Source organism: Amycolatopsis pithecellobii (genome assembly GCF_009707865.1).
GTDB classification, from domain to species: domain Bacteria; phylum Actinomycetota; class Actinomycetes; order Mycobacteriales; family Pseudonocardiaceae; genus Amycolatopsis_E; species Amycolatopsis_E pithecellobii.
This window is the reverse complement of the sequence record NZ_WMBA01000003.1, coordinates 126,963-152,432: the sequence shown is the minus strand read 5'-3', so window position 1 is coordinate 152,432 and position 25,470 is coordinate 126,963. Positions and strand designations below refer to the sequence as shown.

Genomic DNA, 25,470 nt, shown 5'->3' with positions numbered 1-25,470 from the left:
TCCCTCAGAGTTCGTGGGGCGCCTTGACCCCGGTCGGCGTGATGAGTCCGGTGACGAGATCGGCCGGCGTCCGGTCGAAGGCCGGGTAGAAGCCGGCCACGTTTTCGGTGGCCGTGCGCCGCCCGAGACAGTGCAACGCCTCTTCACCGTCGCGCAGCTCGATCGGAACGCCGGCGGCCGTGGGGGTGTCCCTGTCCACGCGGGGGCACAGCGAGTAGAACGGGACGCCGTAACGCTTGCTGGTCAGCGCCAGCGCCAAAGTGCCTGCCTTGTTGACCACGCTGCCGTCGGCCGCGACCCGGTCGGACCCGGTGACGACCAGGTCGACCGCCCCCTCGGACAGGAGATATCCAGCCGCCACATCGGGCACCACGGTGACGGCTGCACCGGCATCGCGCAGCGCGTCGGCGGTCAGCCTCGAGCCCTGCAGATAGGGCCGGGTCTCGTCACAGAACACCTGGACGGTTCGGCCCGCGCGGGTGGCGGCGAGAACCATCTGGGTGAGGCCCGTTTCGGCCCAGCAGTGCGTCAGGAGCCGCACGCCGTCCGGCAGGAGCGTGGCGCCGTGCTCGGCGATCTGCCAGGTCAGCGCCAGGCGCTGCTTTTCCCGGGTGCTGACGGACTCGACCAGCGCGCCGGGCCATTGCTCCGGTTCCCATCGAGCGCAGATCTCGAGGGAGTTCTCCACCACCGTCTTCACGGAGTCGTTGGTGGGGCGGGTTTCCCTGAGAATGCGCGCGAGACGCTGGAGCTCGTCACGGGGCTGGGCGTGCCGGCCGGCGTGATCCGCGGCGAGCACCATCCCGTATGCGGCGGCGGTCGCGGTGCCGCCGCTCTGCGTCACCATGTCGATGATCGCGGTGGCCACGCTGGGTACGTCGGGGCAGGTGACCCAGGTCTTGTCGAACGGATAGACCCGCCGGTCCAGGATGTGCACGCCCTGAGCGTCGATGCGGGCGATGTTGTCGAGCAGGAAGACCCCGGTATCCCAGCCCGCGTCGAGGATCGCGCTCATCGGACGACAGCGCTGTCGGCCTCGACGAGCGCGTCGAGTGCGACCTGCGCGGCGTCGAGAGTGCTGAACTCCCAGCCGGGGACCTTGTCGACGCGGTTGTTGACGACAGTGCAGATCGCACCGGCACGCACGCCGAAGATCCGGGCGAGAGTGAGCAGCGTGGCCACCTCCATCTCGAAGTTCAGTACCCCCAACGCATGCATCTCGTCCAGCACGCCGGCAGCGGCGGCATTCCACTTCGTGAACGGTTCTCGGCCTTGCCCTGCAAAGAAAGACGAGGTGGTGGCCCCGGTCCCGACGTGCACGGTCTGCTGCCGTGCCCTGGCGGCCTCGACCAGCGCCGCTGTCATGTCCCAGGAAGCGGCAGCGGGGAACTCCGGTCGCGCGTAGTTGAGGGAGGTTCCCTCCAGGCGCACGGCGGCGTCGTTGACGATCAGCGTCCCGGGCTCGATCCCCTCTTGCAGCGCACCGGTCGTGCCGACGCGGATGACCGAACGGACCCCGAGCTCCTTCAGCTCGATGAGGGCTCGCTCGATTCCGGGTGCGCCGATCCCATGGGACAGCAGGAAGACGGGCAGCCCTCGGTAATGTCCCGTCGCGCCCTTGAATCCGCGCCGGAACGACTTCACCCGCGCGTCGGTGAGGAGCTCCGATACGGGCTCGATGCGGCCGGGATCACCGGTGACTAGAGCGTTCGCCGCAGTGAACCCATCCTCGGCCAGTGCCGTGAAGAAACGGGGAGCAAGGGCGGCCGCGGGTACGGCCTGGTGCTCGTCGACGGTCATGAACTGTGTGTTCCTCTCGGGTCAGTTTCGTTCGTACGGAACGCCGTCGGCCGACGGCGCACGCACCTGGCCTCGTGCGACGATCGCGATGATCGTGACGACGTAAGGCAGGCACAGGAGCAACGGGGACGGGATCGGAGCGCCGAGGATGTTGAGCGCCAGTTGCAAGGCGTCGGCGAAGCCGAAAAGCGCCGCCGCGGCGATCGCCCCGGCCGGGCGCCATGCCCCGAGGATCACGGCCGCGAGCGCGATGAAGCCGCGGCCCCCGGTCATGTCGATGGAGAACTGGCCGACGCTGCCCACGGTGAAGTAGGTGCCGGCGGTGCCGATGATCAGACCACCGGCGACGGTCGCCCAGAACCGGACGCGCTGGACGTTGATACCGACGGCGTCGGCGGCCCGGGGGTTCTCCCCCACCGCCGTGATGTGCCGGCCTATCCGGGAGCGCTCGAGGATGAAGTTCACCACGAACGCGAGGACGACGGCCAGCCACACATAAGGACTGGTGTGGAACAACAACGGTCCGAGGACAGGCACGTCGCCCAGCAGCGGGATGCTGATCGCGCCGATGGTCGGGGTGTTGTTCAGCGATGGGGTGTCGATGAAGATGCCGGAGACGAAGAACCCGGTCAGCCCGGCGATCGCCGTGTTGAGCACGATCCCGACGACGAGTTGCTCGGCCTTGAACCGGATCGCGAGTGTCGCGAAGAGCGCACCGATAGCGACACCCGCCACCACACCGAAAAGCACCCCCACCAGGCCGGATCCGCCGGCACTGCCCGCGATGGCGCCGACGAAAGCACCGAACAGGAGCTGGCCTTCGATGGCGACATTGATGACTCCGGCGCGTTCGCACAGCACGCCGCCGAGCGCGGCGAGCACCAACGGCGCCGCGCGGGCCATCGACTCATCGGCGAGCGCAAGCAACGAGACGGTCTGCCCGGCTCCACAAAGGACCAGCGTGGCGAGGACCGCGACGATCCCGGAGAGCGTCAACAGCCCGCCCAGGTGGCGCTTTCCACCGCGGCTCACCGCGAGACCGGCGGCGAGCAGCCCTACTGCGCCCAATACCGCGGCAACGCTCGTCGGGACGGCGAACGACGGGATGGTCCAGGCCGTCTCGCGCCCGGAGACCGACCAGTCGATCTTGGTCGTCCCGCTGTGCGATCGGAAGGTCAGCAGCACCAGCAGCGCGTTCAGGGCGGCGAGCGCGAGTGCCGCGCCCAGCCTCACCCTGGTGGCACGAGCGGTGGTTCCCCTGATCGCAAGGACAATCGATGTGGTCATGGATTACGCCGCCCACCCATGGGTCGTCGAAGGCTTGATGGAAAGCTTCCTGAGCCGGAAGAGCGCCTTGGCCACGCGCGGTGTCGCGATCAGCAGCACGAGGACCGCCTGGATGCACGTGACGATGTCGTAGGGCACGCCGGTCAGCGCCTGCACCTGGGTACCGCCGGCGCGCATGCCACCGACGATCACCCCGGCGACACAGCACCCGACCGGCCCGGTGCGGCCGAGCAGGGCGACGACAAGAGCGTCGATGCCCAGAGTTCCGGCCGTTCCGGGCGTCATGGCGTGCTCGACACCCATGACGTGGATCGCGGCGCCCAGCGCGACGAGACCGCCGGAGCCGGCCATGGCACCCACCCATACCCGCCGGTGGTTGATACCCAGGGCGGTCGCGGCCTGCCGCGATTGCCCGACAGCCCGCAGTTCCAGGCCCTGGGGCGTCCGGTTGAGCAGGACCCAGAACAGCACGGCCGCGGCGATCGCGACGAGAATGCCGATATTGACCCGGAAGTCGCTCCCGAACAGTCCCGGCAGCCGTGCGCCTTCGCTGATCTCCGGGGTGATCGGGTCGCTGCGGCCCGGCCGCCTCAGGAAGGAAAAGCTCAACGCCAGCACGACGAGGTTGGTCGCGGCGTAGTTGAGCATGATGGTGGTGACGACCTCGTGGGCGCCGAACCTGGCCTTCAGCCAGCCGACGAGAGCGCCCCAGAGCCCGCCGACCAGGACGGCGGCGCCCGCCGCCATCAGCAACGGGAGCGGAAACGGGAGATCGAGCCAGTAACCCACGACCGCCGCGGTGAGCGCGCCCAGCGCCGCCTGTCCGGGACCGCCGACGTTGATGAGGCCGGCGCGGAACGCGAGCGAGATCCCGAGCCCGGCCACGATCAGCGGAGCGGCGGCCACGAGCGTCTCGGAGATCGGTGAAAACGCGACACCGGCCGTGTCCGCGCCGGGCGCCCGGATGAACGCGAGGTAGGCGCTGGGGCTGCCGACGGCGCCGGTGAGCAGCGTCCCGTAGACCTCGGAGATCCGGTGCGCTGTCGCCCCGATCGCGTCGCCGGGCACGGCGAAGAAGTACGAGTAGCGTGCCCGCAGGTCCGACGACGTGACGATGATCAAGACGGCGCCGACGACGAGCGCGATCAGGGCTGATCCCGCGTAGAGCAGGAAGGTCTGGAACGGCACGACCGCTCGCGTTTTCCGTGACTCCGAGCCGTTCGGGGCGCTGGTTTCGCGCATGGTGTCAGCCATCGTGGGAACCTCTCACCGCTTCGGGGTGCTCGTGGGACATGGCCGCGCCGATCGCCTGCCGATCCCAGGGACGCGCAGCGGCCGGCGCCGCGACGCCGCCGGCAAGCACGACGACGCGGTCGGACAGGGAGAGGACTTCGTCGAGTTCCGCCGACAACAGCAGCACGCCCACGCCCCGATCGCGCAACGCGACGATCTGCGAGTGGATGTTGTGCGCCGCCCCCGCGTCGACTCCGCGTGTCGGCTGGGCCGCGACGAGGATCTTCAGCTCACGCGCGAGTTCCCTGGCGATGACCACCTTCTGCTGGTTGCCGCCGGAGAGCCTGCCGATGAGTTGCTGTGGCGAAGAAAGGCGCACGTCGAACTCCCGGATCCGCGCGGCCACATCACTGTCGATGGACTTGAAATCCAGCAGTCCGTGCTTCGTGAACCGGCGCTGCCGGGTCAAGATGAGGTTCTCCGATACGCTCAGTCCCCCGATCATGCCGAGGCCGTGCCGGTCGTCCGCGATGAAGCCGAGGCCGAGGCGGGTCCGCTCCGCCGGCGGGGCATCGGTGACGTCGTGACCGTCGATGCTGATGGTCCCGTGCTCCGGTCTCGTCAGCCCGATCAGTGACCGGAGGAGCTCGCGCTGACCGTTGCCTTCGACACCGGCGACGCCGACGATCTCACCGGGTCGCACGCTCAGCTCCAGACCGCGCAGTCCGGAGCCGAGCGTGGCGGCGGCGTGCAGGTCACGGATCCGCAGGACCTCGGTCTTGCCTCGACGCGGTGGGGGCGCGTAGGTGAGGCTGAGTGGCTTGGATTCGCCCAGCATGAGAGCGACGATCTCGTCCCGGTCCGCGCTGGGGTCACACGTGCCGACCACCCGGCCGTGGCGCATGACCGTGACCGTGGAGGCGACCTGACGCACCTCGTTGAGCCGATGCGTCACGAAGAGGATCGTCTTGCCCTCAGCCGCCAGTTTGCGCATGACGACGAACAGCGCCTGGGCGTCCTCGGGGCCGAGCACGCTGGTGGGTTCGTCGAGAATGAGGACCCGGACGTCGCGGGCGAGAGCCTTCAGGATCTCGACGCGCTGCTGCAACCCGACCGACAGCTCATCGACGCGGGCACGCGGGTCGATCTGAATACCGTAGCGATCCGCGAGCTCGGCGACGCGCGCGTTCATGGCTTCCTCGTCGACGCCCGTCAGTTCCGCCGGCTCCAGACCGAGCAGCACGTTCTGGGCGACGGTGAACGGGCCGACCAGCATGAAGTGCTGGAAGACCATGCCGATCCCGGCGGCCATGGCATCAGGCGGTCCGGACAGTTCGACGGGTTTTCCGTCGAAGAGGATGGTGCCCTCGTCGGGTTCCAGCATTCCGTACAGCATCGCCATATAGGTGCTCTTGCCCGCGCCGTTCTCGCCCAGGAGGGCGTGGATGGCGCCGGCGCCGAACTCGATCGAAACCTCGTCGTTGGCGACCAGGTCGCCGAAGCGCTTCGTGACTTTTTCTGTCGCGATCTTCACGATGCGGTCGCCACCTAGTTCGCGACGGTGAACGGGGAACCGGTCTTCAGCTCGCCGGTCTTGAGTTGGTCGGCGATCTTCTTGAGGTCCTCTCGCGCCTGCGGGGGCACGCGGCCCTCGTTCTGGCCGAACGGTCCGATGCCGGTGCCGTCGTTCTTGAGGGTGCCGACGTAGGTCGAGCCCTTGAACGTTTTGTCGCGCACTTCGGTCATGGCTTCGAAGACGGCCGCGTCGACGTTCTTCAGTGCCGAGGTGAGGAAGATGCCGCAGTAGTCGGGCAAAGCGGTGCAGCCGTCGATATCGCCCTTGATGCCCAGCACGCCATTGCCGTTGTCCTTGATGGCGGAGTACCCGCCGACAGCTGCACCGGAGGCGACCGGGTAGATCACATCGGCGCCCTGCTGCATGAGCGCCCGGGTAATCTGCTTGGCCTTCTCCTGGTCGTTGAAGTCCCCGATAAAGGTTCCGTCGCGGCGGTCGATGCTCCACCCGAGGAGCTGAATGTCCTTACCCGTCTGCTTGCCGTAGTACGCCGCCCCGCGGGCGAATCCGTCCATATAGGACTCGACGGGGCTGATCTTGACACCGCCGAAGGTGCCCACCTTCCCGGTGTGACTGGCACTCGCGGCCGCGTAGCCTGCCAGAAACGCGCCTTGGTCGGTGGCGAAGGTGGTTCCGCGCACGTTCGGCAGCGCGGGGTCGTAGGCGTTGTCGACGATGACGAACTTCGCGTCCGGATACTGCGCGCTGGCCGCTTTGGTCGCGTCCGCCATGCGGAAGCCGACGGTGACGATCAGATCGCAACCCTGCTTGACGAACGCGTTGATGTTGGTGGCGTAGTCATCGCTGGAGCGTGCCTGCAAGAAGCGGACTTTCGCGCCGAGGTCCTTTTCGGCCTTCTTCATACCGCCCCAGGCCAGCGCGTTGAACCCGCCGTCGTTGATGCCGGCCGTGTCCGCGACGAGGCATCCGGTCGGCCCGTCGCCGGCCTTGGCCGCGCCGCCCGACGGTGGCGCACCACAAGCCGTTGCCACGGCCACTACGGCCAGGGCACAGACCGATTTCGCTCGGCGAGATGCTGACATGACGTACTCCTAGGTCCGTAACGGTTTCCGCCCCCAGGCTTTGGTACCGGTTTCAGGTACCGATGCGAGGGAGTGTGCCTCCCTGCCCCAAACCAGTCAAGAGCCGATACCGTCCCCGGGCAGAGTTATCGCGCAGAGTTGCGGAACCGGTACCATTGCGGGCGTGGCAACGAAACCGGTGAAGGTCACCATCCAGGAGGTCGCGCGCGCGGCCGGAGTATCGGTCACGACGGTATCCCGGGTGCTCAACGACTCCCCCAACGTGCGCCCCGAGAAACGGGCGGCCGTGCAGCGTGCGATCGCCGAGCTGCAGTACAGCCCGAGCCGGGTCGCGCAGAGCCTGAAGAGCCGCAGCTTCGGGGTCGTCGCCCTCATCGTCAGCGATATCTCGAACGCCTTCTTCGCCGAGATCGCCCGCAGCTTCGAGCGCTACTGTGACGAAGCCGGCTACACCCTGATGCTGTGCAACACCGACTGGCGACAGGACCGGCTCGCCCGCTTCCTGCGGGATCTGCCGCACCGCGGCGTCGACGGCATCATCCACTGCGGGATCACGCACCTCGCCGAGCCGGCCATCCGCCCGCTGGTGGAGTCGATCGCGTCGAGTGGCCCCCCGATGGTCCTGACCGGCCGGGAGGTCGAGGGCATCGACTTGCCGACCGTCGTGACGGACAGCGTCAGCGGCGTGGCGCAGGCCCTGGAGCATCTGTGGCGCACCGGCCGCCGCCGGATCGCCTACCTCAGCGGCGTGGACGCCCACCAGTCACCGATCGCGCGCGAGCGACTCGATGCGTTCACCGCCATCGCCGCCGAGCGGGGATTCACCATCGATCCCAAGCTGATCGAGTCCGTCGGCTACGAGTTCGAGGCCGGCCACCGGGCGATCAAACGGCTACTGGCCGCCGCCCCGGACCTCGATGCCGTGCTGTGTGCCGCCGACCAGATCGCGGTCGGCGTCCTGCGCGGTCTCGGCGAGTTCGGCCGGAAGGTCCCGGGTGACGTCGCCGTGGTCGGATGGGACGACACCAAACTGGCTCGCTACCTTGATCCGCCGCTCACCAGCGTCTCGGTCAACCTCGACGACATCGCCAGTGCCGCCACCCGCATGTTGACCTCGGCCATCCAGGGGCTCCCGGCCGAGCGCACCACCACGGTGGCTTGCGATCTGATCATCCGCGCCTCCAGCTAGCGCGCTCTTGACCATCCGCGCCGCCTTGTGCGAGGGTTTTTGAAACCGGTACCAATCTGGCGTCCGGACAATACATCCCGGGTAGCGGAGGAGAAAAAACATGACGGTCGTGCGTGCCGCGATCACGCAAGTGGCTTGGACGGGCGACAAGGAGTCGATGATCGAGCGGCATGCCGAGCTGGCCAGGGAGGCCGCCGCGGCCGGAGCGCAGATCATCGGTTTCCAGGAACTGTTCTACGGACCGTATTTCGGCGCGGTGCAGGATCAGAAGTACTACGAATACGTGGAGCCGATTCCCGGGCCGGCAACGCAGCGGTTCCAGGCCCTCGCCCGGGAACTGCGCCTGGTGATCGTGTTACCGATCTACGAGGTCGCCAACGAGGGCGAGTACTACAACACGGCCGCGGTGATCGACGCGGACGGGACCCTGCTGGGCAAGTACCGCAAGCACCATATCCCGCATTTGCCGCAGTTCTGGGAAAAGTTCTACTTCCGTCCCGGGAATCTCGGCTACCCGGTCTTCCAGACGGCCGTGGGCCGCGTCGGCGTCTACATCTGCTACGACCGCCATTTCCCCGAGGGCTGGCGTGAGCTCGGCTTGGGCAACGCGCAGATCGTGTTCAATCCGTCGGCCACCAAACCGGGATTGTCCAACCGCTTATGGGAAATAGAGCAGCCGGCGGCAGCCGCGAACAACCAGTACTACGTCGCTGCCAGCAACCGCATCGGCCGGGAGACCGGCGAATTCGGCGACGACGCCGTGCGGTTCTACGGCTCAAGCTACTTCGTCGACCCGCGCGGCAACTTCGTCGGCGAGATCGCCTCCGAGGACAAGGAGGAGATCGTCATCCGTGATCTCGACCTGGACGAGATCAAGCGGACCCGTGACGACTGGCAGTTCTACCGCGACCGCAGGCCCGACTCCTACACCAAGGTGACGCGCCCATGACCACCTTGATCAAGGGCGGGACAGTCGTGTCCTCTACTGGTTCGTCGCCGGCCGACGTGCTGGTGGAAGGCGAGCGGATCGCGGCGGTCCTCGCACCGGGGTCGGCGGTCGGGGCATCGATCTCGGCGGACGACGTGATCGACGCGACGGGCAAATACGTGATCCCCGGGGGCGTCGACGGGCACACGCACATGGAGATGCCCTTCGGCGGCACGTTCGCCTCGGACACCTTCGAGACGGGCACCCGGGCGGCGGCCTGGGGCGGTACGACGACGATCGTGGACTTCGTCGTGCAGACGCGCGGGCAGCGGGTGCAGGACCAGGTGGCGCGCTGGCATGACAAGGCGGCCGGCAACTGCGCGATCGACTACGCGTTCCACCAGATCATCGGCGAGGTGAACGACGAGTCGCTCAAGGCGATGGACGAGCTCATCGGGGAGGGCATCACGTCGTTCAAGTTGTTCATGGCCTACCCCGGTGTCTTCCTGTCCAGCGACGGGCAGATCCTGCGGGCGATGCAGACCGCGGCGGCCAACGGCGGGCTGATCATGATGCACGCCGAGAACGGTTCGGCCATCGATGTGCTGGTCCAGCAGGCCCTGCACCGCGGCGAGACCACGCCGTATCACCACGGCACCACCCGGCCGTGGCAGACCGAGCAGGAAGCGACCCACCGGGCGGTGATGCTGGCCGACCTCACCGGAGCGCCGCTGTATGTGGTGCACGTGTCCGCGAAGCAGGCGCTGGCCCGCATCGCCGAGGCGCGCGACGCCGGGCAGAACGTCTTCGGCGAGACCTGCCCGCAGTACCTGTATCTGTCGCTGGAGGAGCAGCTCGGCGCGCCCGGATTCGAAGGGGCGAAATGGGTCTGCTCCACTCCCCTGCGAGCCAGGGCCGAGGGACATCAGGACGAACTGTGGCGCTACCTCCGCACCGGTGACGTGACGACCGTATCGACCGACCACTGCCCGTTCTGCATGAAAGACCAGAAAGAGCTGGGCATCGACGATTTCTCCCGGATCCCCAACGGAATCGGTTCGGTCGAGCACCGGCTGGACCTGCTCTATCAGGGCGTCGTGGACGGGCGGATTTCGCTGGAGAAGTGGGTCGATGTCTGCTGCACGGCGCCGGCCCGCATGTTCGGGCTCGACGGCAGGAAAGGCGCCATCGCGGCAGGCGCCGACGCGGACATCGTGATCTACGACCCCCATGGCCACACGTCGATCGGGCTGGGCAAGACCCACCACATGAATCTGGACTACTCGGCGTGGGAGGGATACGAGATCGACGGACACGTCGATGTCGTGATGTCGCGGGGCACGGTCATCAAGGACGACACCGGTTATATCGGCGCCAAGGGCCATGGCCGCTTCGTGAAGCGCAATCTCTCCCAGAACCTGATTTGAGGCCGCACATGGATTTCGGAGTGGTACTGCAGAATGATCCGCCGGCCTGGCGCGTCGTCGACCTCGCCAAGCGCGCGGAGAACTACGGGTTCAGTCACGTGTGGACGTTCGACTCGCACCTGCTCTGGCAGGAGCCCTACGTGGTCTACAGCCAGATCCTGGCGAACACCCACCGGGTCACCGTCGGTCCGATGGTCACCAACCCGGCCACTCGTGACTGGACCGTCACCGCGTCGCTGTTCGCCACCCTCAACGACATGTTCGGCAACCGCACCATCTGCGGCATCGGCCGGGGCGATTCGGCGGTGCGCGTGATCAACGGGAGTCCGGTCACCCTCGCGACGCTGCGCGAGTCGATCACGGTGATCCGGGAGCTGGGCAACTCGCGCGCTGTTCACCACAAAGGCAATACGGTGCGCTTCCCGTGGTCGCACGGCTCGCACTTGCCGGTCTGGATGGCCGCATACGGGCCGAAGGCGCTGGCGCTGGCCGGCGAGGTGGCCGACGGCTTCATCCTGCAACTGGCCGATCCGGACGTGGTCGCCTGGTCCGTCGGGGCCGTCCGGAAGGCAGCGGCGGACGCGGGTCGTGACCCGGAATCGGTCACCACCTGCGTCGCCGCGCCGGCGTACGTGACCGACGGAACCGACGCGGGGCTGGTCCATGCCACCGACCAGTGCCGCTGGTTCGGCGGCATGGTCGGCAACCACGTCGCGGACATCGTGAAGCGCTACGGCGCGGATGGGGGCTCGGTGCCCGCGGCGTTGTCGGACTACGTCGAGGGCCGGCAGAGCTACGACTACAACTCCCATGGCAAGGCGGGCAATGCGCACACGGAATTCGTCCCCGACGAGATAGTGCGGCGCTTCTGCCTGCTCGGCCCGGTCGACACCCAGGTTCGGCGGCTGCGTGAACTCGAATCGCTGGGGGTCGACCAGTTCGCCCTTTACCTGCAACACGATGCCAAGGACGAAACGCTGCGCGCCTACGGTGACGGAGTCATACCGCAGATGGCCTCACGCCCGAAGGCCAAGGCATGATCACGGGGTCGAGCTGAAGCCGGAGTCGGGCGGTGATGCGGTGGTTTCGGACGGCGCCGAGTCGACGGTCGGAGAGCCCGTTCCCGGGCTGACCGAATCCGGCGCCGAGAAGATCGGGTGGCGTCCACGCTGGTGGCTCTTCGGCGTCTTCGTCGCTCTCGCGGCAATCCACCTGTCTGATGGCTGGACCTCGACGGCCGCGATCGGTCTGCCAGTGGGCTTCGGGTGCACGCTGATCCTGGTCTTCGTGCGCCGGGTGCCGCCCTGGCTGACCGGTGAGTGGTCACCGCGACCGTGGTCGCGCTCATGGCTGCGGGCGCGCGGTATTCGGTTGAGCTGCGTGCTGCTGCCGGCCTGGTTGCCGGCGGCGGCGGTCGTGGGTGGCATGGTCGAGCACCCGCCGCACGGCGTCGACGTGCTCTATGCCGCATTCGGTCTGGCCTGCGCTCTTGGCCTGGCGGTGTTCGTGCTGGTCCGGTGGGCGCGAACCGTCCGCATGCTGCGCGTCCTCAAGGGCCCGTGGACGCCGTTCCCGGTGCGCGCCAACCATCTCGTCGCGGACGTCACCGGGACGGTGTCCTTTCCCGATGGCACGCCTGGGTATTTCGTACTCCGCGACTGCCCACCGGCACTGGCCGAGGCGATCGAACACGCCGGGCGGATGTGGATCACCGCCGCTCTGCCCGGCTCGGCCATCGCCGGGTTTCCCGGCTCTGACGACTTTGCCCGCGTCACGTTCACGTCGGATCAATTCGGCATGCCCGGTCGCAAGCCGCGCTCACGGGCAGCTTTGGGCCTACACCTTCGCATCCGCACGTTCGTGCTGGCGACCGTGGTGGTGCTCGGAGTCGCGCTGGAGACCGCGGCGGTCATCACCGTGGGTGGCGTGCTGCCCTGGGTGCTACCGGTGCTGGTCCTCCTCGCCGTCGCGGCGGCCGTGAACTGGCGGTGGGATGTGACGTCCCCGGCACGGCTCCTGGCGGCAGGCCCGTGGACGGAAGTGGCTGCCGCGGTCGTGGCCGAGGACTTCCGCCCCGGTCGGCCGATGCTGGGCTGGGCCCGGTTCCCCGACGGGATGCGCGCCCGGTTTCGCATCGTGGACTGTCCCGCCGACATCGCAGCCGAACTCATGGGCTCACGCCGCCTCTGGATCGCCGGCGAACCACACGCGGGAGCAGTAGCGACCGGAATCCCCGACGGCGACACCTTCGCCATCGCGGAATTCAGCGTGAAAACACGAGAATACCGGCGCCCTCACGCACCCCGCCCTGCAACGGACCAACCAAGCACGACGCATGCGTGACCGAGGTGACCTGCGCCCCGACGCCAACCTCGACGAGCTGTCCATGGCCCTGCTCACCGCGCCGCAGGGCGGTCCGGCGGGCTTCCAGCCGCTCAGTTCGGCGAGCTCACCAGCGCCGTCGTGGATCTCGACTTTTCCGCGGCCCCCAGCTTGTCCACCGCCTCGATGAGCGGCTTGTTCGCCTCCGGGAGAGGCCGTCCATGATAGCCCGGAGACCGCTTCATCAGGTCGGAATCGGCATCTCGGCGGCGTCGAAGCTGATCGTCTCGTCGTGGATATCGTCGGTCATTCTCGGTTTTTCTCCGTGTGTCGGGGCGGGGTTTACTTCTGCAGTGCCAAGCCGTAGCGGGTCATCACTTCCGCCACCAGCTTCAGGTCGCGGCCGGGCGGCAGTTCGGACAGTTCGCGGTAGTAGTTTTCCAGTCCCGGCGGGGAAACCACGGCGATGACGCGGGTCTCCTCGTCGAAGGGGTTGCGGAACACGTGCGGCACACCACGCGGCATGAGCAGCGAGTCGCCCTGGCCGAGGACGTGCCGGACGCCGTCGAGTTCGACCTCGACGCGGCCCTGGACACAGGTGAACAGCTCGTCCTCGCGGCTGTGGATGTGGGTCGGCGGGCCACCGAGGCCGGGGGGCACGACGTATTCGAACAACGAGTAGGCGCCATTGGTGTCGGCGCCGGTGAGCCGGGCGTAGATGCCCAGCCCGATCGCGCCCAGATTCGTGCCCTCATCGGGGTGGATGACGTGGTGGCCGGTGGCAGTGTCCATCCGCGGACTCCCTTTCTACAGCGGGGCTTTGACGGGTTCGGGGGCGGTTTCCAGGCGGGCGAGCAGCTTCGGGGTCAGCGACCGATACGCCGACGGCGCGACCGGGTTCAGCCAGTGCGTGAAGCGGGTGAACCGGCCGATCTGCACGCCGATGTCGCCGAGCACTTCGTCGACGTTGTGGATGGAGAACGGGATGATCTTCGTGCCGCGGCTGTGGTGCTTGTCGGTGGCGGTGTCCATGAAGGCGAGCTGCGCGACGACGTCCTCGCGGCGAGTCGTTTCGTCGGGCAGGTTCAGCGCGCCGCCGAGGTCGGCCGCGATCCACAACGCCGCAATTTCGGCGTTGAGCGGGCTGAACAGGGACGAGTTGTAGCCGTTGAAATACAGACCCGGCACACCGATCGGCTGGATCTGCCGGTACAGCAGGAAATTCCCGCGCTCGTCGAACAGCCGCTCCTGAACGGGCTCCGGCAGGAACGGTACCCCCTGGGTGAACCCGGTCGCGCAGACGACGAGGTCGGCGGGCAGCACGGTGCCGTCGGCGAGCTCCGCCATCGGACGACCGTCGCCGGCGAACAACCGGGTGATCACCTGGTCCCGGTGGACGCGGATGGAACCGTCGGCGACGCCTTCGAAGAACCCTTCGGTGACCAGACCGATCGCGTTCTTGATGATGTGCTCCATCTCGCCGCGCGGCACCAGGTCGTGCCGGGCAAGCCCGAACTGCCGCACCGACACCGACCCGACCGTGTTGAGCAGCGCCCGTCGCAGCCGGTTTCCCGCGCCGTGCAGGAACTTCTCGAAACCGCGCAGCCGCCGGTAGCGGAACAGCGCCTCGCCCATCCTGGTCAGCAGCAGCATCTTGAAGTTGAGCACACCGGCGATCTGGCGCGGCACCTTCCACAGCAGCTGCCGGGCGATGACGTCGGTGCTCGCGGCGACATCGCTGATCGCCACGGTCACGTCGCAGGCGGATTTGCCGTAGCCGACGACGAGCACGTGCTTGCCGCGAGCGTCTTCACCATCGTGGAAGTCCGAGCCGGCCAGCAGCCGCCCCCCGGCCGCCTCGAACTCCGCGCGACCGGGGTAGTCCGGGATCGCCGGCTCGGAGAACACACCGTTCGCGACGACGACCCGGTCGTATCCCAAGGTTTCCCGCGCCGCGGTGGTCACCACCCACCGGCCGTCCTCGAGCACCACCGACTCGACTTCGGTGTCCAGGCGCAGCCGCGGCGTGACGCCGAACTCGTCGGCGTAGGCCGCGAGGTACTCCTGGATTTGCGCGCCGGAAGGCCATTCCGGGAACTCCCTTGGCATCGGGAAGTCCGAAAAGGAGTACTGCGCCTTCGGGCTCTGGGTGGTCAGCCCGGGATAGCGCCGGGTCCGGCTCCACACGCCGCCGATATCCGGGGTCTTGTCGAAGACCTCGACGTCGTGGCCGGCCTGCAGCAACACCTTGGCCGTAGTCAGCCCGGCGACGCCGGCTCCGATGATCGCGACGCGCATGCCTGGTCCTCCTCGACCGATCATCCGCGCCGGGTGCCCGGCACGGCGTGTGCCACAGCGTGAATCAGCGGTGAGGAGTAGGCCAAACTTGAGTCCCAGTCACTGGGATGGCAGCTCCGGGCGGGGCATGGCCCAGCGCCGCGCGGAATAGGCCCGGCTCGCCGCCGCGGCCGCCATCCGCACCGCCGGTCCGATCCGATCGCGCTGCACCGCGGCACTCGGCCCGGTGACCGACAGGGCAGCCGTGACGTTGCCCGTGAAGTCGAAGATCGGCGCCGCGACACAGCTGATGCCGGGGTTGCCTTCTTCGAGGTCGTAGGCCCAGCCGCGCTCGTGGACGGCGGCCAGTTCGCGCTCCAGCGCGTCGGCGCTGGTGATCGTGCGCGGGGTGCGCCGGGTGAGCCCGGCGGCCACCACCGCGCCGACCGTCTCCGCGTCCGACCAGGCGAGGATCGCGCGGCCGAGCCCCGAGCAGTGCGCCGGGATGAAGCCGCCCACCTGGTCCAGCATCGGCAGCTGGCGGTGCCCGCTGATCTTCTCGACGACCAGCACGCGCGTGCCTTCGAGCACGCCGAGCTGGACGGTGGTCTTGGCCGCGGCGTAGAGGTCCTGCAGGTACGGCAGGACGGCTTCGCGCAGCTCGTGACGCACCGGCACCAGGCCGGACAGCTCGAACAGGCGGGTGCCGATCCGGTACTTCTCCCCCGGCTTGTCGAGCCAGCCGAGTTCGATCATCCGGGCCGCGGTCCGGTGCACGGTCGAGCGGGGCAGCCCGGACCGCTCGACGAGCTGGGAGAGGGTCAGCTCGCGATAGGACACGTCGAACGCGTCCAGCAGCGCGGCCGCTCGTTCAAGCGCGCCCGACACCGCACCATCGTCTCGCGAGTCCCGCACAGTGGGACTCATGCTTGGTCTCTCGGGGACATGGCCTGAATGTAGGACACATCATGGAGACCAACCAGTCCTTCGCGAACGACCGCCGCGTCGCCCTCGTCGGCGGCGGAGCCGGCGGCATCGGTTCGGCCTGCGCCGCAGCGCTGCTTTCCAGCGGCCATCGCGTGGTTCTCGCCGGGCGCACGGAAAAGACACTCGCCGAAACCGCGTCCGCCCTCGGTGACGACGCCGAGTTCGTCGTGTGCGACCTCGCCGACCCGGACGCCGCGGCCGACGCGGTGGCCCGGGTACGCGAGCGCCACGGCACGCTCGACGTCGTGGTCGCCAACGCGGGCGGTCCCGCGCCCGGCACGGTGTTCGACGTCCCCGCCAAGCAGTGGCACCACGACCTCGATCTGCTGGTCGTGGGCCCGCTGGCGCTGATGGGCGCCGCACTGCCGTCGATGGCCGAGCGCGGCTTCGGACGCGTCGTCGTGATCACGTCGACGGCGGTGCGCCAGCCGCAGCCGGGGCTCGCCGCGTCGACCGTGCTGCGCTCGGCGACGACATCGGCGGCGAAGCTGGCCGCCCGCGAATACGCCGACCGGGGTGTCACCGTCAATTGCGTCGCCGTCGGTGCGACGCTCACCGAGCGGCGCCTCGAAGTGGTCCGCAGCCGGGCCGGCACGGCCGGGGTCGACGTCGCGGCGGCGATGGCCGAGGACCTCGCCGTCATCCCCGCCGGCCGGGCCGCGGAACCTCGCGAGATCGCGGCCGCGGTGGCGTTCCTGGCGTCCCCCGAAGCGGGATACGTCAACGGGACGGTGCTGACGGTCGACGGCGGCCGCACGGAATCCCCAGCCTGAGCGAAAGGTGCTTCATGAGTACATCCGGACCCGGTTTCGCCATGACCGACTTCCTCGCGAGCATCAGCCACACCGTCCGCCCCGGCGCGCAGCGGCCGCTCGTCGTGCATGACGGCGAACTCGAGGAGATCCCGCCGGGCACGGTCCCGAACCCGACGTCGTTGCGGGTCGCCGGGAAGCTGCCGACCGCGACGTTCGAGCTTTTCCGCCAGGTGATCCCGGCCGGCGAAAGCTCGGACATGCAGCGCCACCACCACGAGACCGTCCACTTTGTCCTGACGGGGCGCGGCCACAGCGAGATCGAGGACGAAACCGTCGCATGGACGACCGGTTCGTTCATCTACACCCCGCCATGGACGTGGCACCGCCACTACAACGACTCGGCCGAGCACCCGGTCGAGTTCCTGACCATCGAGAACTCGCGGCTGCTGAACCTTTTCGGGGTCGGCCGCCGCCAGAGCGCGGGCCTGGCGAGCATCGCCGAAGCCCGTGGCGACCACCGGGAGGACCAGTGACGACCACCGAACGCGCCGCCCCGCCCATCCCCGACCACGTCGGCATCTGGGGTGAGCTGGGCGAGCTCGAACACACCCTGCGCTACGTCGAGGTGCCGCTGGACGGGCAGCCGGTGCGGACCCGCGTCCTGCAAGCGGGCACCGGAGAAGACCTGGTGCTGCTGCACGGCACGGGCGGGCACCTCGAGGCCTACGCCCGCGATCTGGCCGGCCTCGCCCGCGACTTCCGCGTCACGGTCTACGACATGGTCGGCCACGGCTGGTCGGACCTGCCGGACCGGCCCTACACAATCGACGTCCTCTCCGCGCACCTGGTGTCCCTTTTGGACACTCTGGGCATCGAGCGGGCACACCTGTCCGGCGAGTCCCTCGGCGGCTGGGTGGTCGCCTGGACCGCCGCGCACCACCCGGACCGGGTCGGCAGGATCGTGCTCAACACGCCCGGCAACATCGCCAGCAAGCCCGAGGTGATGGCCAAGATGCGGGACAGCACGATGGCCGCGGTGCTCGACCCGAGCGACGAGACCGTGCGCCGCCGGGTCGAGTTCCTGTTCCACCACAAGGAAATGGTCACCGACGAGCTGGTCAACCTGCGCCGCCGGGTCTACTCCCGGCCCGGGTTCGTCACGGCCATCGGCAACACGCTGGTGCTGCAGGACCCCGAGGTACGCAAGGACTTCGCGTGGGACCCGTCCTGGGTGTCGCGCGTGACCGCACCGACACTGCTGCTATGGACCACCCACGACCCCACCGGCGGGCTCGACGAAGCCGAGCTGCTGCTCGGCTGGTTGCCCGACGCCCGCCTGCACGTCATCGAGGACGCCGGCCACTGGCCGCAGTGGGAGAAGGTCACCGAGTTCCTCGACGTCCACCGCACCTGGCTGCTCACCGGGAAGGACCCGTCCTGATGGCCGAGATCGCCGGATTCGCCGGCATGTCCCACAGTCCTTTCGCGACACTGCTGGCACCGCCCGCCGAGGGCGGTCCCGGCGCGCGGTTTCTCGCCGACGCCGAGCGGGTCCGCCACGCGGTCGATACCCTCGCCCCCGACGCGATCGTCGTGATCGGGCCCGACCACTTCCACGGCAACTTCTACGACGTGATGCCGCCGTTCGTCCTCGGGGTCGAGCACGCGGCCGGCTTCGGGGACTTCGACAGCGCCGAAGGTCCGCTGCCGGTCGCCGGACAGCTCGCCTGGTCCGTCCATAATGGACTGACCGACGCCGGCTTCGACCTGGCTCTGTCGTACTCGCTCACCGTCGACCACGGCATCGTGCAGACCTACGAGATGCTCACCGGCGGCAGCAAGCGGCCGATGGTCCCGATCGTGGTCAACACCGCGGCGCCGCCGCTGCCCTCGCCGCACCGGTGCGTCGCCTTGGGACACGCACTGGGCGAGGCCCTGCGCTCGGCCGACTTTCCCGGCCGCGTCCTGGTGGCCTCGAGCGGTGGGCTGTCGCACTGGCTGCCTTCCAACGACCCACGCGAACTGACGGGCGAGCGCCGCGAGGCGCTGATCCACGGCCGCGCGGATGTCCGCGCCTTCGCGGCAGCCCGGGAGCCGCGGGTCCGCGCGATGGGCGGTGACCCCGGCGCCCGGGTGAACACCGAGTGGGACGGCTGGTTCCTCGACCGCCTGAGCGCGAACGACGCCGAGGCGGTCGCCGCACTCGGACACGAAAAACTGGAAGACCTGGCGGGCAGCGGCGGCCACGAGGTGCGCTGCTGGCTGATCGGGCAGGTCGCCGCCGGGGCACCACTGGTCTGGACCAGCTATGAGCCGGTCCCCGAGTGGATCACCGGCATGGGCATCGGCACCACATTCCCCGTCGGCTGAGCAACCCGGGGGTCAACTCGTTGCGGACGTGAGAAATCCTTGAGACCGGCACTGTCCGATGTGGCCACCGAGAAAAGCCTACCCGACTTTGCTGCCGTTTCGGTCGTTGCGGCCATCCTCTTGTACACTGTGGACAGTGGTCGGCGCGTCAGACTCCAGCAGGCTCGCGCTCGGCGACCTGCCCGAGCAGTTCGAGCAGCAGCGCCCGGCGGCCGGGCTCGATGCCGTCGAACACCCGCGACTCGACCTCGTCGCGTGCCGCAGCGAATTTCGCGCACACCCGGCGCCCGGCGGCGGTAATTCGCGGAATGCGCACCCGGCGATCGGCCGGATCGATGGTGCGCTGCACGAAACCGCGTTGCTCGAGCCGGTCGATAACGCTGATCAGTGTGGTCTTGTCGACGCACACCATGCGACTGAGCTCAAGCTGGGTGTGCTTCTCGCCGCCGTCCAAAACGGCCAGCACGAACCAATCGCGTGCATCCGTCAGCCCGATCTCGCGAGCGGCACCGTCGATCTCCGCGGAAACCCGCGCACAGGCCGCATGCAGCAGGAAGCTCAGGTCGGCCGACGGGAACAACGTCGAACAGACCCGTTCCCCGTTGTCCTCAGTCGCTCGAACCGCCATACCAGAGCATGCTAATGAGCACGGCAAAACTCATCAAGACCCGGATCATCTTGACTCGGATTATTCCGGGTCGTATCGTTGCCGCGTCCCCGGCGCTTGAAACGACGAAGGAAGACCCGTGAGCACTCGGCCCAGCCTGGCCCTCATCATCGGTTCCACCCGCCCGCAACGCTTCGCCGACAAACCGGCTGACTGGCTCATCGATTACGCCGCCAAGCGTGACGACTTCACCCTCGACCGCCTCGATCTGCGTGACTTCGATCTGCCGTTCTTCGCCGAGGCCGGCTCGAACTTGCACGTACCCAGCGCCGACCCCAAGGTAGTCGCCTGGCAGGACGCCATCCGCCCGTACGACGGCTATGTCTTTGTCGTGGCCGAGTACAACCACTCCATCACGGGGGCCTTGAAGAACGCTCTCGATCAGGCGTACGTCGAATGGGTGCGCAAACCGTTCTCGGCGCTGGGTTACGGCAGCACCGGCGGTGCGCGCGCCGTCGAGCACCTACGCGGTATCGGCGTCGAACTTCAGATGGTGCCCTCCAAGTTCGGCGCCCACATCGGCGGCAGCGACCTGTTCAAGGTGCATCCCTTCGGCGGCGACGCACCGATCGCGGACATCGAGAACATCCTGCTGCCCTCGGTCGACGCCATGTTCGACGACCTCGTCTGGTGGTCGACCGCCCTGCGCGAGGCGCGTGCCGCCGTCTGACGCCGACGTCCCGCCGCGGCCCGGCAGCATGCGCCTGCCGGGCCGCGGCGCCGGTATACACCACCTAGGACTTGGCGTTCCCTCGTTCCGCGAGGCGGAAGCGCTGGATCTTCCCGACTGCGGTTCGGGGGAGTTCGTCCACCACGTGGATCTCACGGGGGCGCCGCGGGCCGGAAAAGCGCTCCTCGCACCACTGCCGTAGGTCGTCGGCCAGGGTCGGGGACGCGCCGGCCGCCGGGACGACGAAGGCCACCGGCACCTCGTCACGCACCGCGTCCGGCACCCCGACAACCGCGGCGTCGAGCACCTCGGGGTGGTCGACCAGCGTCGATTCGAGCTCGACGACGGACACGTTCTCCCCCGCGACCTTGAGCATGTCGCCGCCCCGGCCGACGAACACCACGTCGCCGTCCACGTCGAGGCGCCCGAGGTCGCCGGTCCTGAGCCACGCGAATCCGTCGCCATCTCGGTCCACGATCGCGGCGGCATTCGCGGCCGGGTTGTCACGGTAGCCGGCGAACAACGACAGCCCCGGGAAGCCGCCGACCTGGATCTCCCCGATCTCGCCCGGTTCGACCGGTGCGCCGGTGTCCGGGTCGCGGAGCCGGACATGACAACCGAGTGTCGGGGTGCCCAACGTCATTTTCGCGAGATTCAACCGCCGACTCATGAGCACCGCCGGGGCGGTCTCCGTCATGCCGTAGATCTGCCGCGGCCGGCACCCGACGAGCGCGGCGAACCTGTCGTATTCGTCGCCGGTGAGGTTCTGCGAGAACCACACGTTTTCCAGCGGCCGCGACAAGGGCGTCGGCTCGGCCCGCGCCAGGATCATCCGGATCGGCGCCGCGAACAACGACGCATGGGTGGCCCGCAACTGCTCGGCCTGCCGCAAGAACCGCGAGGCCGAAAAGGAACCGGCGAGGACCACGGTCGCCCCGACCGAAATGGCCGCGGCAACGGAATAGTACTGGGCGTTCGCATGGAAAAGCGGCAGCACGACCAGAAAACGCGACCCGGCCCGCAGCCCGGAAGCCGCCGCCATGACGTCGCCGGCGAACGCGTAGTTGGCCTGTGTCAGCTCCACGATCTTGGGCTCCGACGTGGTACCCGAGGTGAACATCAGGGCCAGTTTGTCCAGCGGTGCGACCGATACGGGCTCCGGTTCAGTGGCGCCGGGCATGCTCAGTGCCGTCAGCCTGTGGTCCTCAGGGTCCACGACGACGGCCGGCGCCGGTGCTCCGGACGCTTGGTAGGTTTCGGCCTGCGCGGCTCCGCAAACAACCAGCACGGGATCGACCCTCGCCGCCTGCCGTGCCAGTTCCCCGGCGGTGCCGCGCGGGTCGCACGGAAGGATGATCCAGCCGTTGCGGGCCGCGGCCAGCAGGACGGCGACGAACGCCGGGCAGTTCGGCAAAATCAGCTGGATACGGTCACCGCGGCGCACCCCGTATGTGGCGATCGCGCGCTGGACCTGCCCGATGAGCGCGTCGAATTCGCGATAGGTCCACGCGACCACCTCGCCGCCGGACGGCACGTATTCGAGAAACGTCGCCTCCGGTGCGGCCACCGTGGCGAGCGTCCACCGGCGCGCCAGGGTCGTCCAATCCGCGAGCGTGTCCACCGCCCACATCCTTCCTCAGTACATGTTGGCGTTGGTGGCACCGGGAAACTCGGGTTCGGCGCCGGTGCGGAACGCGTCGAGGCCGGCCGCGGCGTCCGGCAGGGTCGCGCTGAGGGCCTCGACATACAGTGAATGCTCGAAAATGCCGATGTTCTGCTGATACCAGTTGTTCAAGGCCGCTTTCGTGCCCTGAATGGCGAACTGAGGTCCCTTGGCGAGCCGCGCCGCGATGTCCTCTGCCGTCGTCATCAGCTCCTCGTGCGGCACGCACCGGGCGACGAGCCCGATTTCGGCGGCTTCCTTCCCGGTGATGCGGTCGCACAGCAGCAGATGGTATTTCGCCCGTGCCAGGCCGATGGCCAGTGGCCACACCAGGGCGGCGTGGTCACCCGCCGCGAGGCCGATCTTGAGATGGCCGTCCATGAGTACCGCCTTCTCGCTGGCGATGCTGATGTCCGCAAGCAGCGCGATGGCCAGCCCACCGCCGACGGCGAACCCGTTGATGGCCGAGATGATCGGCTTGCGGCAAGCGATCATGTTGCGCACCAGCGCCCGCCCGTCGCGCATATCGGTGGCCAGCGGGCCGTTGCCGGCTTCGAGGTCACCACCGGCGGAAAACGCCCGGCCCGCACCGGTGATCAGCGCGACGTTCATCTCCGGGTCGGCATCGAATTCGCGCCAGATACGGCCCTGTTCGCCGTGCCCGATCTCGCCGGATGCGTTGAGTTTTTCGGGGCGGTTCATGGTGATCCGCAGCACCCGGTCCGCGCCGGGCTCCACTTTCAAGAACTCGTAGTCGCTGTACATTCCTCGCTCCTGCTCACGATGTCCACCGCACGGCGCGGGCCCTGGCCCCGGTAGCCGACCCGGTTCCGCAATATCCCGATGCCTTCGGCTTCCAGCTCCACCTGGCACCCTTCGGTGAGCCAGCGACCGAGTTCGACCCCGCAGCCCTTGCCAATGGTGCCGCTGCCCAGCAGGTCTCCCGGCCGCAACGTCTGCTCCTGACTGGTCCATTCGATGAGCTCTTCGAACGAGAACTGCATCGTGCCGAGCGTGCCCGCGGACCACACTTCGCCGTCGATCCGTGCTTCGAGATGCGCGGTGCGCAGGTCGAATTCGTCCGGCGTGGCGATACACGGGCCCAGCGAGCTGCCGAAGTCCTTGCTGATTCCCGGACCGTTGCCGATGCTCATTTCCCGTGCCTGGATATCGCGGGCACTCCAGTCATTGTAGAGCGTGTAACCCACGATATGGCGGCCGGCGTCGCCGACCCGGATTCGCCGCCCCGGCGTGCCGATCACGGCGCACACTTCCAGTTCGTAATCGAGCTTGCCGGTGTAGGCGGGCCACGGGACCGTGTCGTCCGGGCCGTAGATCTCGTCGATATTTCCCTTGTAGTGCGCCGGAATCCGGTACCACTCATCCGGCACGTCCTTGATCACCCCGGCGGCGATGACGCCCCGCAGATGCTCCTCGATGACCAGATAGTCGCGCAGACTGTTCGGGCGCGGTAGTGGCGACACGAGCTGCACGTCACCGGCGGGGTACAAGATCCGCGCATCGCCCAGCCGGTCGGTTCCCTTCTCGACGGCACGGGCGGTGGCTTCCCTGGTGGCTTCGATCACCCTCTCTCCCCCGCTGATCAACCGCAGCAGGCTGGAATCGCCGCCGGACCGTCCACTTGCGACTGGTTCGCGCCCTTGACCGGCCAGCGCCAGGTCGACGTCGACGATGACGTCACCGAGCAGAACTCCCGCCCGCACAAGATGACCTTCCGCCCGGCGGACCGCGAAGGTGACCAGCTTCATGCCGGGCCCCGCACGGCGATCGGCGGCACCACTGTGGAGCCGAGCCGGGCGACCACGTCGTCGAGTTCGGCCGCGCTGTTCGCGGTCCCGAAGAGGTATCGATCGGGCCGGATGACCACCGCGGCCACGCCAAGACCCGTCACCCATTCCCGGATCCCACCTGAGAAATCGTCGACGACACGGACGCCGAGGGAGTCCAGCATCGCCTTCGTATCGGAGCTCATCCGCGACACGGTCACGGGGTCGCCCACCACGGCGAAACGGTAGCCGACGACGTCGTCCAGAAGCCGGCCGCTCGTCGTCCTCGGTTGCGCGCTCAAGGTTCCGGCGAGTTCGTTCACGCCGTCGAGAACGCCGGGGCCGAGCCGCGGGCGCAACGCTTCCGCCTTGACGACAGGGGGATCGTCGTCCGGCGCTTCCAGCGCCTCGATCCGGTTCGCCAGCTCCGCGGCGATCGCCGTAAACGTCTGCACATGCGGGCAGCGCTCGGTCTCGTAGCTGTCCAGAAGCCCCGCCGGGGACTCACCCCGGATCACCCGCCCGAGCTTCCAGGCGAGGTTGGTGGCGTCCCGGATACCCGAACACATGCCCTGCCCCAGATGCGGCGGCATGGTGTGCGCGGCGTCGCCGGCGAGCAGGAGCCGCCCGGACCGCCATGGGCTCGCCGTGACCGACCGCCATTCGTAGACGTCGCAGCGCAACAGCCGGTACTGATCCGGGCTGAACCACGGCGAAACCACTTCGTATGCCTTCTCGGTCCGTTCGAACACCGCGGCGTCGTCGTCCGGGCGAAGCATCAGCTCGAAGCGCAGGCGGGGCTCCGCGATGGGCACGAACGTCAACGGGTTGCGAATCGCGCCCTGGATGAAGGAATCGCGGCCCGGCAGCTTGTCGTGGGAAACGAACGGGAGAATATCGATGATCAGCGAACGGTGCGTCGCTTTGTGATCGACCTCCGTGCAGCCCATGAATTCGCGCACCCGGGAATTCGCGCCGTCGCAGCCGACCACGAACGACGCCGTGATCCGCCGCTCCTGACCGGTGGAAATCTCGCGGACGTCGACCAGTACGGCATCGCCGGTGTCCCGTATCGTGGTGGCTTCCCAGCCGAAATACGTGCTCCCCTCGGCATAGTTGTAGACATAGCCGCGCAACACGGCCTCGAAATCGGGCTGATGGAACATGTAGTCCGACAGCCAGCCCTGTTCGGTCAAGCCACGGTTCATGTCCATTTCCATCACCGTGCGCCATTGGGAATCGTAGTGACGGTAGACGCCCACCGGGGAAAATGTCTTCTCCAGATGCTGCGCGCCGAGCGTCTGGAACGCCCGCATCGTCTCGTCGTCGACATGTGTCGCACGTGGCCGGGACATCGGCAGGCGGCCGCGGTCGATCACCGCGACACGCAGGCCCTCGAACTCCAGGAGCCGGGCCAGTGTCAGACCCGTTGTCCCGCAACCGATTACCGCGACATCGACTTCATTGTCGAAAGTCTCGTTCATGATCA

Annotated in this window: 24 protein-coding genes; 10 read left to right on the top strand and 14 right to left on the bottom strand. The window is 68.1% G+C overall.

The window, feature by feature from the left end:
* Positions 1-4 precede the first annotated feature (4 nt).
* Genes GKO32_RS03395 through GKO32_RS03370 form a run of 6 tightly spaced genes read right to left on the bottom strand, consistent with a single transcriptional unit; the run spans position 5 to position 6,939 of the window.
* Positions 5-1,015, bottom strand: coding sequence for a s-methyl-5-thioribose-1-phosphate isomerase (locus GKO32_RS03395; protein WP_154755275.1), 1,011 nt, complete (start codon positions 1,013-1,015; stop codon positions 5-7).
* Positions 1,012-1,800, bottom strand: a complete 789-nt coding sequence (locus GKO32_RS03390; RefSeq protein ID WP_154755274.1) for a nucleoside phosphorylase — start codon at positions 1,798-1,800, stop codon at positions 1,012-1,014. Before GKO32_RS03390 ends, GKO32_RS03395 begins: the two co-directional genes overlap by 4 nt.
* Before the next feature lie 21 nt (positions 1,801-1,821).
* On the bottom strand, positions 1,822-3,087 hold the full coding sequence (locus GKO32_RS03385; RefSeq protein WP_154755273.1) for an ABC transporter permease: 1,266 nt from the start codon (positions 3,085-3,087) through the stop codon (positions 1,822-1,824).
* Positions 3,088-3,090: 3 nt separating this feature from the next.
* Positions 3,091-4,341 carry an ABC transporter permease gene (locus tag GKO32_RS03380; protein ID WP_154755272.1) on the bottom strand — a complete coding sequence of 417 codons (1,251 nt, stop codon included), beginning with the start codon at positions 4,339-4,341 and terminating at the stop codon, positions 3,091-3,093.
* A complete protein-coding gene (locus GKO32_RS03375) occupies positions 4,334-5,854 on the bottom strand; it encodes an ABC transporter ATP-binding protein (RefSeq protein ID WP_154755271.1) in 1,521 nt (506 codons plus the stop codon). The genes GKO32_RS03380 and GKO32_RS03375 overlap by 8 nt, the downstream gene beginning before the upstream one ends.
* Before the next feature lie 14 nt (positions 5,855-5,868).
* Positions 5,869-6,939, bottom strand: coding sequence for a BMP family ABC transporter substrate-binding protein (locus GKO32_RS03370; protein ID WP_154755270.1), 1,071 nt, complete (start codon positions 6,937-6,939; stop codon positions 5,869-5,871).
* A 163-nt stretch (positions 6,940-7,102) separates the two neighbouring features.
* Here GKO32_RS03370 and GKO32_RS03365 point away from each other — a divergent pair, with 163 nt between their 5' ends.
* From GKO32_RS03365 to GKO32_RS03345, 5 genes are all read left to right on the top strand, one after another.
* Positions 7,103-8,128 carry a LacI family DNA-binding transcriptional regulator gene (locus tag GKO32_RS03365; RefSeq protein WP_166459354.1) on the top strand — a complete coding sequence of 342 codons (1,026 nt, stop codon included), beginning with the start codon at positions 7,103-7,105 and terminating at the stop codon, positions 8,126-8,128.
* A gap of 100 nt (positions 8,129-8,228) precedes the next feature.
* Positions 8,229-9,077, top strand: coding sequence for a nitrilase-related carbon-nitrogen hydrolase (locus GKO32_RS03360; RefSeq protein ID WP_154755268.1), 849 nt, complete (start codon positions 8,229-8,231; stop codon positions 9,075-9,077).
* Positions 9,074-10,483: a dihydropyrimidinase gene (hydA, locus tag GKO32_RS03355; protein ID WP_154755267.1), complete on the top strand. Its 1,410-nt coding sequence runs from the start codon at positions 9,074-9,076 to the stop codon at positions 10,481-10,483. Before GKO32_RS03360 ends, hydA begins: the two co-directional genes overlap by 4 nt.
* Positions 10,484-10,491: 8 nt before the next feature.
* Positions 10,492-11,523 (top strand): TIGR03842 family LLM class F420-dependent oxidoreductase, encoded by a 1,032-nt coding sequence (locus GKO32_RS03350; protein ID WP_154755266.1) that lies wholly within the window; start codon positions 10,492-10,494, stop codon positions 11,521-11,523.
* A 40-nt stretch (positions 11,524-11,563) separates the two neighbouring features.
* Positions 11,564-12,826 carry a hypothetical protein gene (locus GKO32_RS03345; protein WP_312867462.1) on the top strand — a complete coding sequence of 421 codons (1,263 nt, stop codon included), beginning with the start codon at positions 11,564-11,566 and terminating at the stop codon, positions 12,824-12,826.
* 321 nt (positions 12,827-13,147) lie between these two features.
* Here the strand turns inward: GKO32_RS03345 and GKO32_RS03340 are convergent, their stop codons facing one another.
* The 3 genes from GKO32_RS03340 to GKO32_RS03330 all read right to left on the bottom strand — a co-directional run bounded on the left by GKO32_RS03340 (position 13,148) and on the right by GKO32_RS03330 (position 15,970).
* The gene (locus GKO32_RS03340) at positions 13,148-13,597 is read right to left on the bottom strand and encodes a cupin domain-containing protein (RefSeq protein ID WP_154755265.1); all 450 of its coding nucleotides are present in this window, start codon (positions 13,595-13,597) and stop codon (positions 13,148-13,150) included.
* 15 nt (positions 13,598-13,612) lie between these two features.
* On the bottom strand, positions 13,613-15,103 hold the full coding sequence (locus tag GKO32_RS03335) for a flavin-containing monooxygenase (protein ID WP_154755264.1): 1,491 nt from the start codon (positions 15,101-15,103) through the stop codon (positions 13,613-13,615).
* Between the two features lie 99 nt (positions 15,104-15,202).
* Positions 15,203-15,970, bottom strand: coding sequence for an IclR family transcriptional regulator (locus tag GKO32_RS03330; protein WP_312867461.1), 768 nt, complete (start codon positions 15,968-15,970; stop codon positions 15,203-15,205).
* Between the two features lie 80 nt (positions 15,971-16,050).
* Here GKO32_RS03330 and GKO32_RS03325 point away from each other — a divergent pair, with 80 nt between their 5' ends.
* The 4 genes from GKO32_RS03325 to GKO32_RS03310 are packed head-to-tail and all read left to right on the top strand — an operon-like array spanning position 16,051 to position 19,194.
* Positions 16,051-16,842: an SDR family oxidoreductase gene (locus tag GKO32_RS03325; RefSeq protein WP_154755262.1), complete on the top strand. Its 792-nt coding sequence runs from the start codon at positions 16,051-16,053 to the stop codon at positions 16,840-16,842.
* 14 nt (positions 16,843-16,856) lie between these two features.
* A complete protein-coding gene (locus GKO32_RS03320; protein ID WP_154755261.1) occupies positions 16,857-17,357 on the top strand; it encodes a cupin domain-containing protein in 501 nt (166 codons plus the stop codon).
* Positions 17,354-18,265 (top strand): alpha/beta fold hydrolase, encoded by a 912-nt coding sequence (locus GKO32_RS03315; protein ID WP_312867460.1) that lies wholly within the window; start codon positions 17,354-17,356, stop codon positions 18,263-18,265. The genes GKO32_RS03320 and GKO32_RS03315 overlap by 4 nt, the downstream gene beginning before the upstream one ends.
* The gene (locus tag GKO32_RS03310) at positions 18,265-19,194 is read left to right on the top strand and encodes a DODA-type extradiol aromatic ring-opening family dioxygenase (RefSeq protein WP_154755260.1); all 930 of its coding nucleotides are present in this window, start codon (positions 18,265-18,267) and stop codon (positions 19,192-19,194) included. Before GKO32_RS03315 ends, GKO32_RS03310 begins: the two co-directional genes overlap by 1 nt.
* Positions 19,195-19,342: 148 nt before the next feature.
* Here GKO32_RS03310 and GKO32_RS03305 read toward each other — a convergent pair whose 3' ends face one another.
* On the bottom strand, positions 19,343-19,822 hold the full coding sequence (locus GKO32_RS03305; RefSeq protein ID WP_154755259.1) for a MarR family winged helix-turn-helix transcriptional regulator: 480 nt from the start codon (positions 19,820-19,822) through the stop codon (positions 19,343-19,345).
* Between the two features lie 118 nt (positions 19,823-19,940).
* Here GKO32_RS03305 and GKO32_RS03300 point away from each other — a divergent pair, with 118 nt between their 5' ends.
* Positions 19,941-20,531: an NADPH-dependent FMN reductase gene (locus GKO32_RS03300; protein ID WP_208024253.1), complete on the top strand. Its 591-nt coding sequence runs from the start codon at positions 19,941-19,943 to the stop codon at positions 20,529-20,531.
* 64 nt (positions 20,532-20,595) lie between these two features.
* Here GKO32_RS03300 and GKO32_RS03295 read toward each other — a convergent pair whose 3' ends face one another.
* The 4 genes from GKO32_RS03295 to GKO32_RS03280 are packed head-to-tail and all read right to left on the bottom strand — an operon-like array spanning position 20,596 to position 25,465.
* Positions 20,596-22,152 carry a class I adenylate-forming enzyme family protein gene (locus GKO32_RS03295; protein ID WP_166459353.1) on the bottom strand — a complete coding sequence of 519 codons (1,557 nt, stop codon included), beginning with the start codon at positions 22,150-22,152 and terminating at the stop codon, positions 20,596-20,598.
* A 15-nt stretch (positions 22,153-22,167) separates the two neighbouring features.
* Positions 22,168-22,959 (bottom strand): enoyl-CoA hydratase/isomerase family protein, encoded by a 792-nt coding sequence (locus tag GKO32_RS03290; protein ID WP_154755257.1) that lies wholly within the window; start codon positions 22,957-22,959, stop codon positions 22,168-22,170.
* Entirely contained in the window at positions 22,935-23,963 is a 1,029-nt protein-coding gene (locus tag GKO32_RS03285; RefSeq protein ID WP_154755256.1) for a fumarylacetoacetate hydrolase family protein, read from the bottom strand. The genes GKO32_RS03290 and GKO32_RS03285 overlap by 25 nt, the downstream gene beginning before the upstream one ends.
* Complete coding sequence (locus GKO32_RS03280) at positions 23,960-25,465, bottom strand: bifunctional 3-(3-hydroxy-phenyl)propionate/3-hydroxycinnamic acid hydroxylase (protein ID WP_154755255.1); 1,506 nt, start codon at positions 25,463-25,465, stop codon at positions 23,960-23,962. The genes GKO32_RS03285 and GKO32_RS03280 overlap by 4 nt, the downstream gene beginning before the upstream one ends.
* Positions 25,466-25,470 lie beyond the last annotated feature (5 nt).

Bases quoted from the DNA above. Each gene is read 5' to 3' on its own strand.
- GKO32_RS03395 (WP_154755275.1), bottom strand. From the start codon at position 1,015: ATGAGCGCGATCCTCGACGCGGGCTGGGATACCGGGGTCTTCCTGCTC.
- GKO32_RS03390 (WP_154755274.1), bottom strand. From the start codon at position 1,800: ATGACCGTCGACGAGCACCAGGCCGTACCCGCGGCCGCCCTTGCTCCC.
- GKO32_RS03385 (WP_154755273.1), bottom strand. From the start codon at position 3,087: ATGACCACATCGATTGTCCTTGCGATCAGGGGAACCACCGCTCGTGCC.
- GKO32_RS03380 (WP_154755272.1), bottom strand. From the start codon at position 4,341: ATGGCTGACACCATGCGCGAAACCAGCGCCCCGAACGGCTCGGAGTCA.
- GKO32_RS03370 (WP_154755270.1), bottom strand. From the start codon at position 6,939: ATGTCAGCATCTCGCCGAGCGAAATCGGTCTGTGCCCTGGCCGTAGTG.
- GKO32_RS03360 (WP_154755268.1), top strand. From the start codon at position 8,229: ATGACGGTCGTGCGTGCCGCGATCACGCAAGTGGCTTGGACGGGCGAC.
- hydA (WP_154755267.1), top strand. From the start codon at position 9,074: ATGACCACCTTGATCAAGGGCGGGACAGTCGTGTCCTCTACTGGTTCG.
- GKO32_RS03350 (WP_154755266.1), top strand. From the start codon at position 10,492: ATGGATTTCGGAGTGGTACTGCAGAATGATCCGCCGGCCTGGCGCGTC.
- GKO32_RS03340 (WP_154755265.1), bottom strand. From the start codon at position 13,597: ATGGACACTGCCACCGGCCACCACGTCATCCACCCCGATGAGGGCACG.
- GKO32_RS03335 (WP_154755264.1), bottom strand. From the start codon at position 15,103: ATGCGCGTCGCGATCATCGGAGCCGGCGTCGCCGGGCTGACTACGGCC.
- GKO32_RS03325 (WP_154755262.1), top strand. From the start codon at position 16,051: ATGGAGACCAACCAGTCCTTCGCGAACGACCGCCGCGTCGCCCTCGTC.
- GKO32_RS03320 (WP_154755261.1), top strand. From the start codon at position 16,857: ATGAGTACATCCGGACCCGGTTTCGCCATGACCGACTTCCTCGCGAGC.
- GKO32_RS03310 (WP_154755260.1), top strand. From the start codon at position 18,265: ATGGCCGAGATCGCCGGATTCGCCGGCATGTCCCACAGTCCTTTCGCG.
- GKO32_RS03305 (WP_154755259.1), bottom strand. From the start codon at position 19,822: ATGGCGGTTCGAGCGACTGAGGACAACGGGGAACGGGTCTGTTCGACG.
- GKO32_RS03290 (WP_154755257.1), bottom strand. From the start codon at position 22,959: ATGTACAGCGACTACGAGTTCTTGAAAGTGGAGCCCGGCGCGGACCGG.
- GKO32_RS03285 (WP_154755256.1), bottom strand. From the start codon at position 23,963: ATGAAGCTGGTCACCTTCGCGGTCCGCCGGGCGGAAGGTCATCTTGTG.
- GKO32_RS03280 (WP_154755255.1), bottom strand. From the start codon at position 25,465: ATGAACGAGACTTTCGACAATGAAGTCGATGTCGCGGTAATCGGTTGC.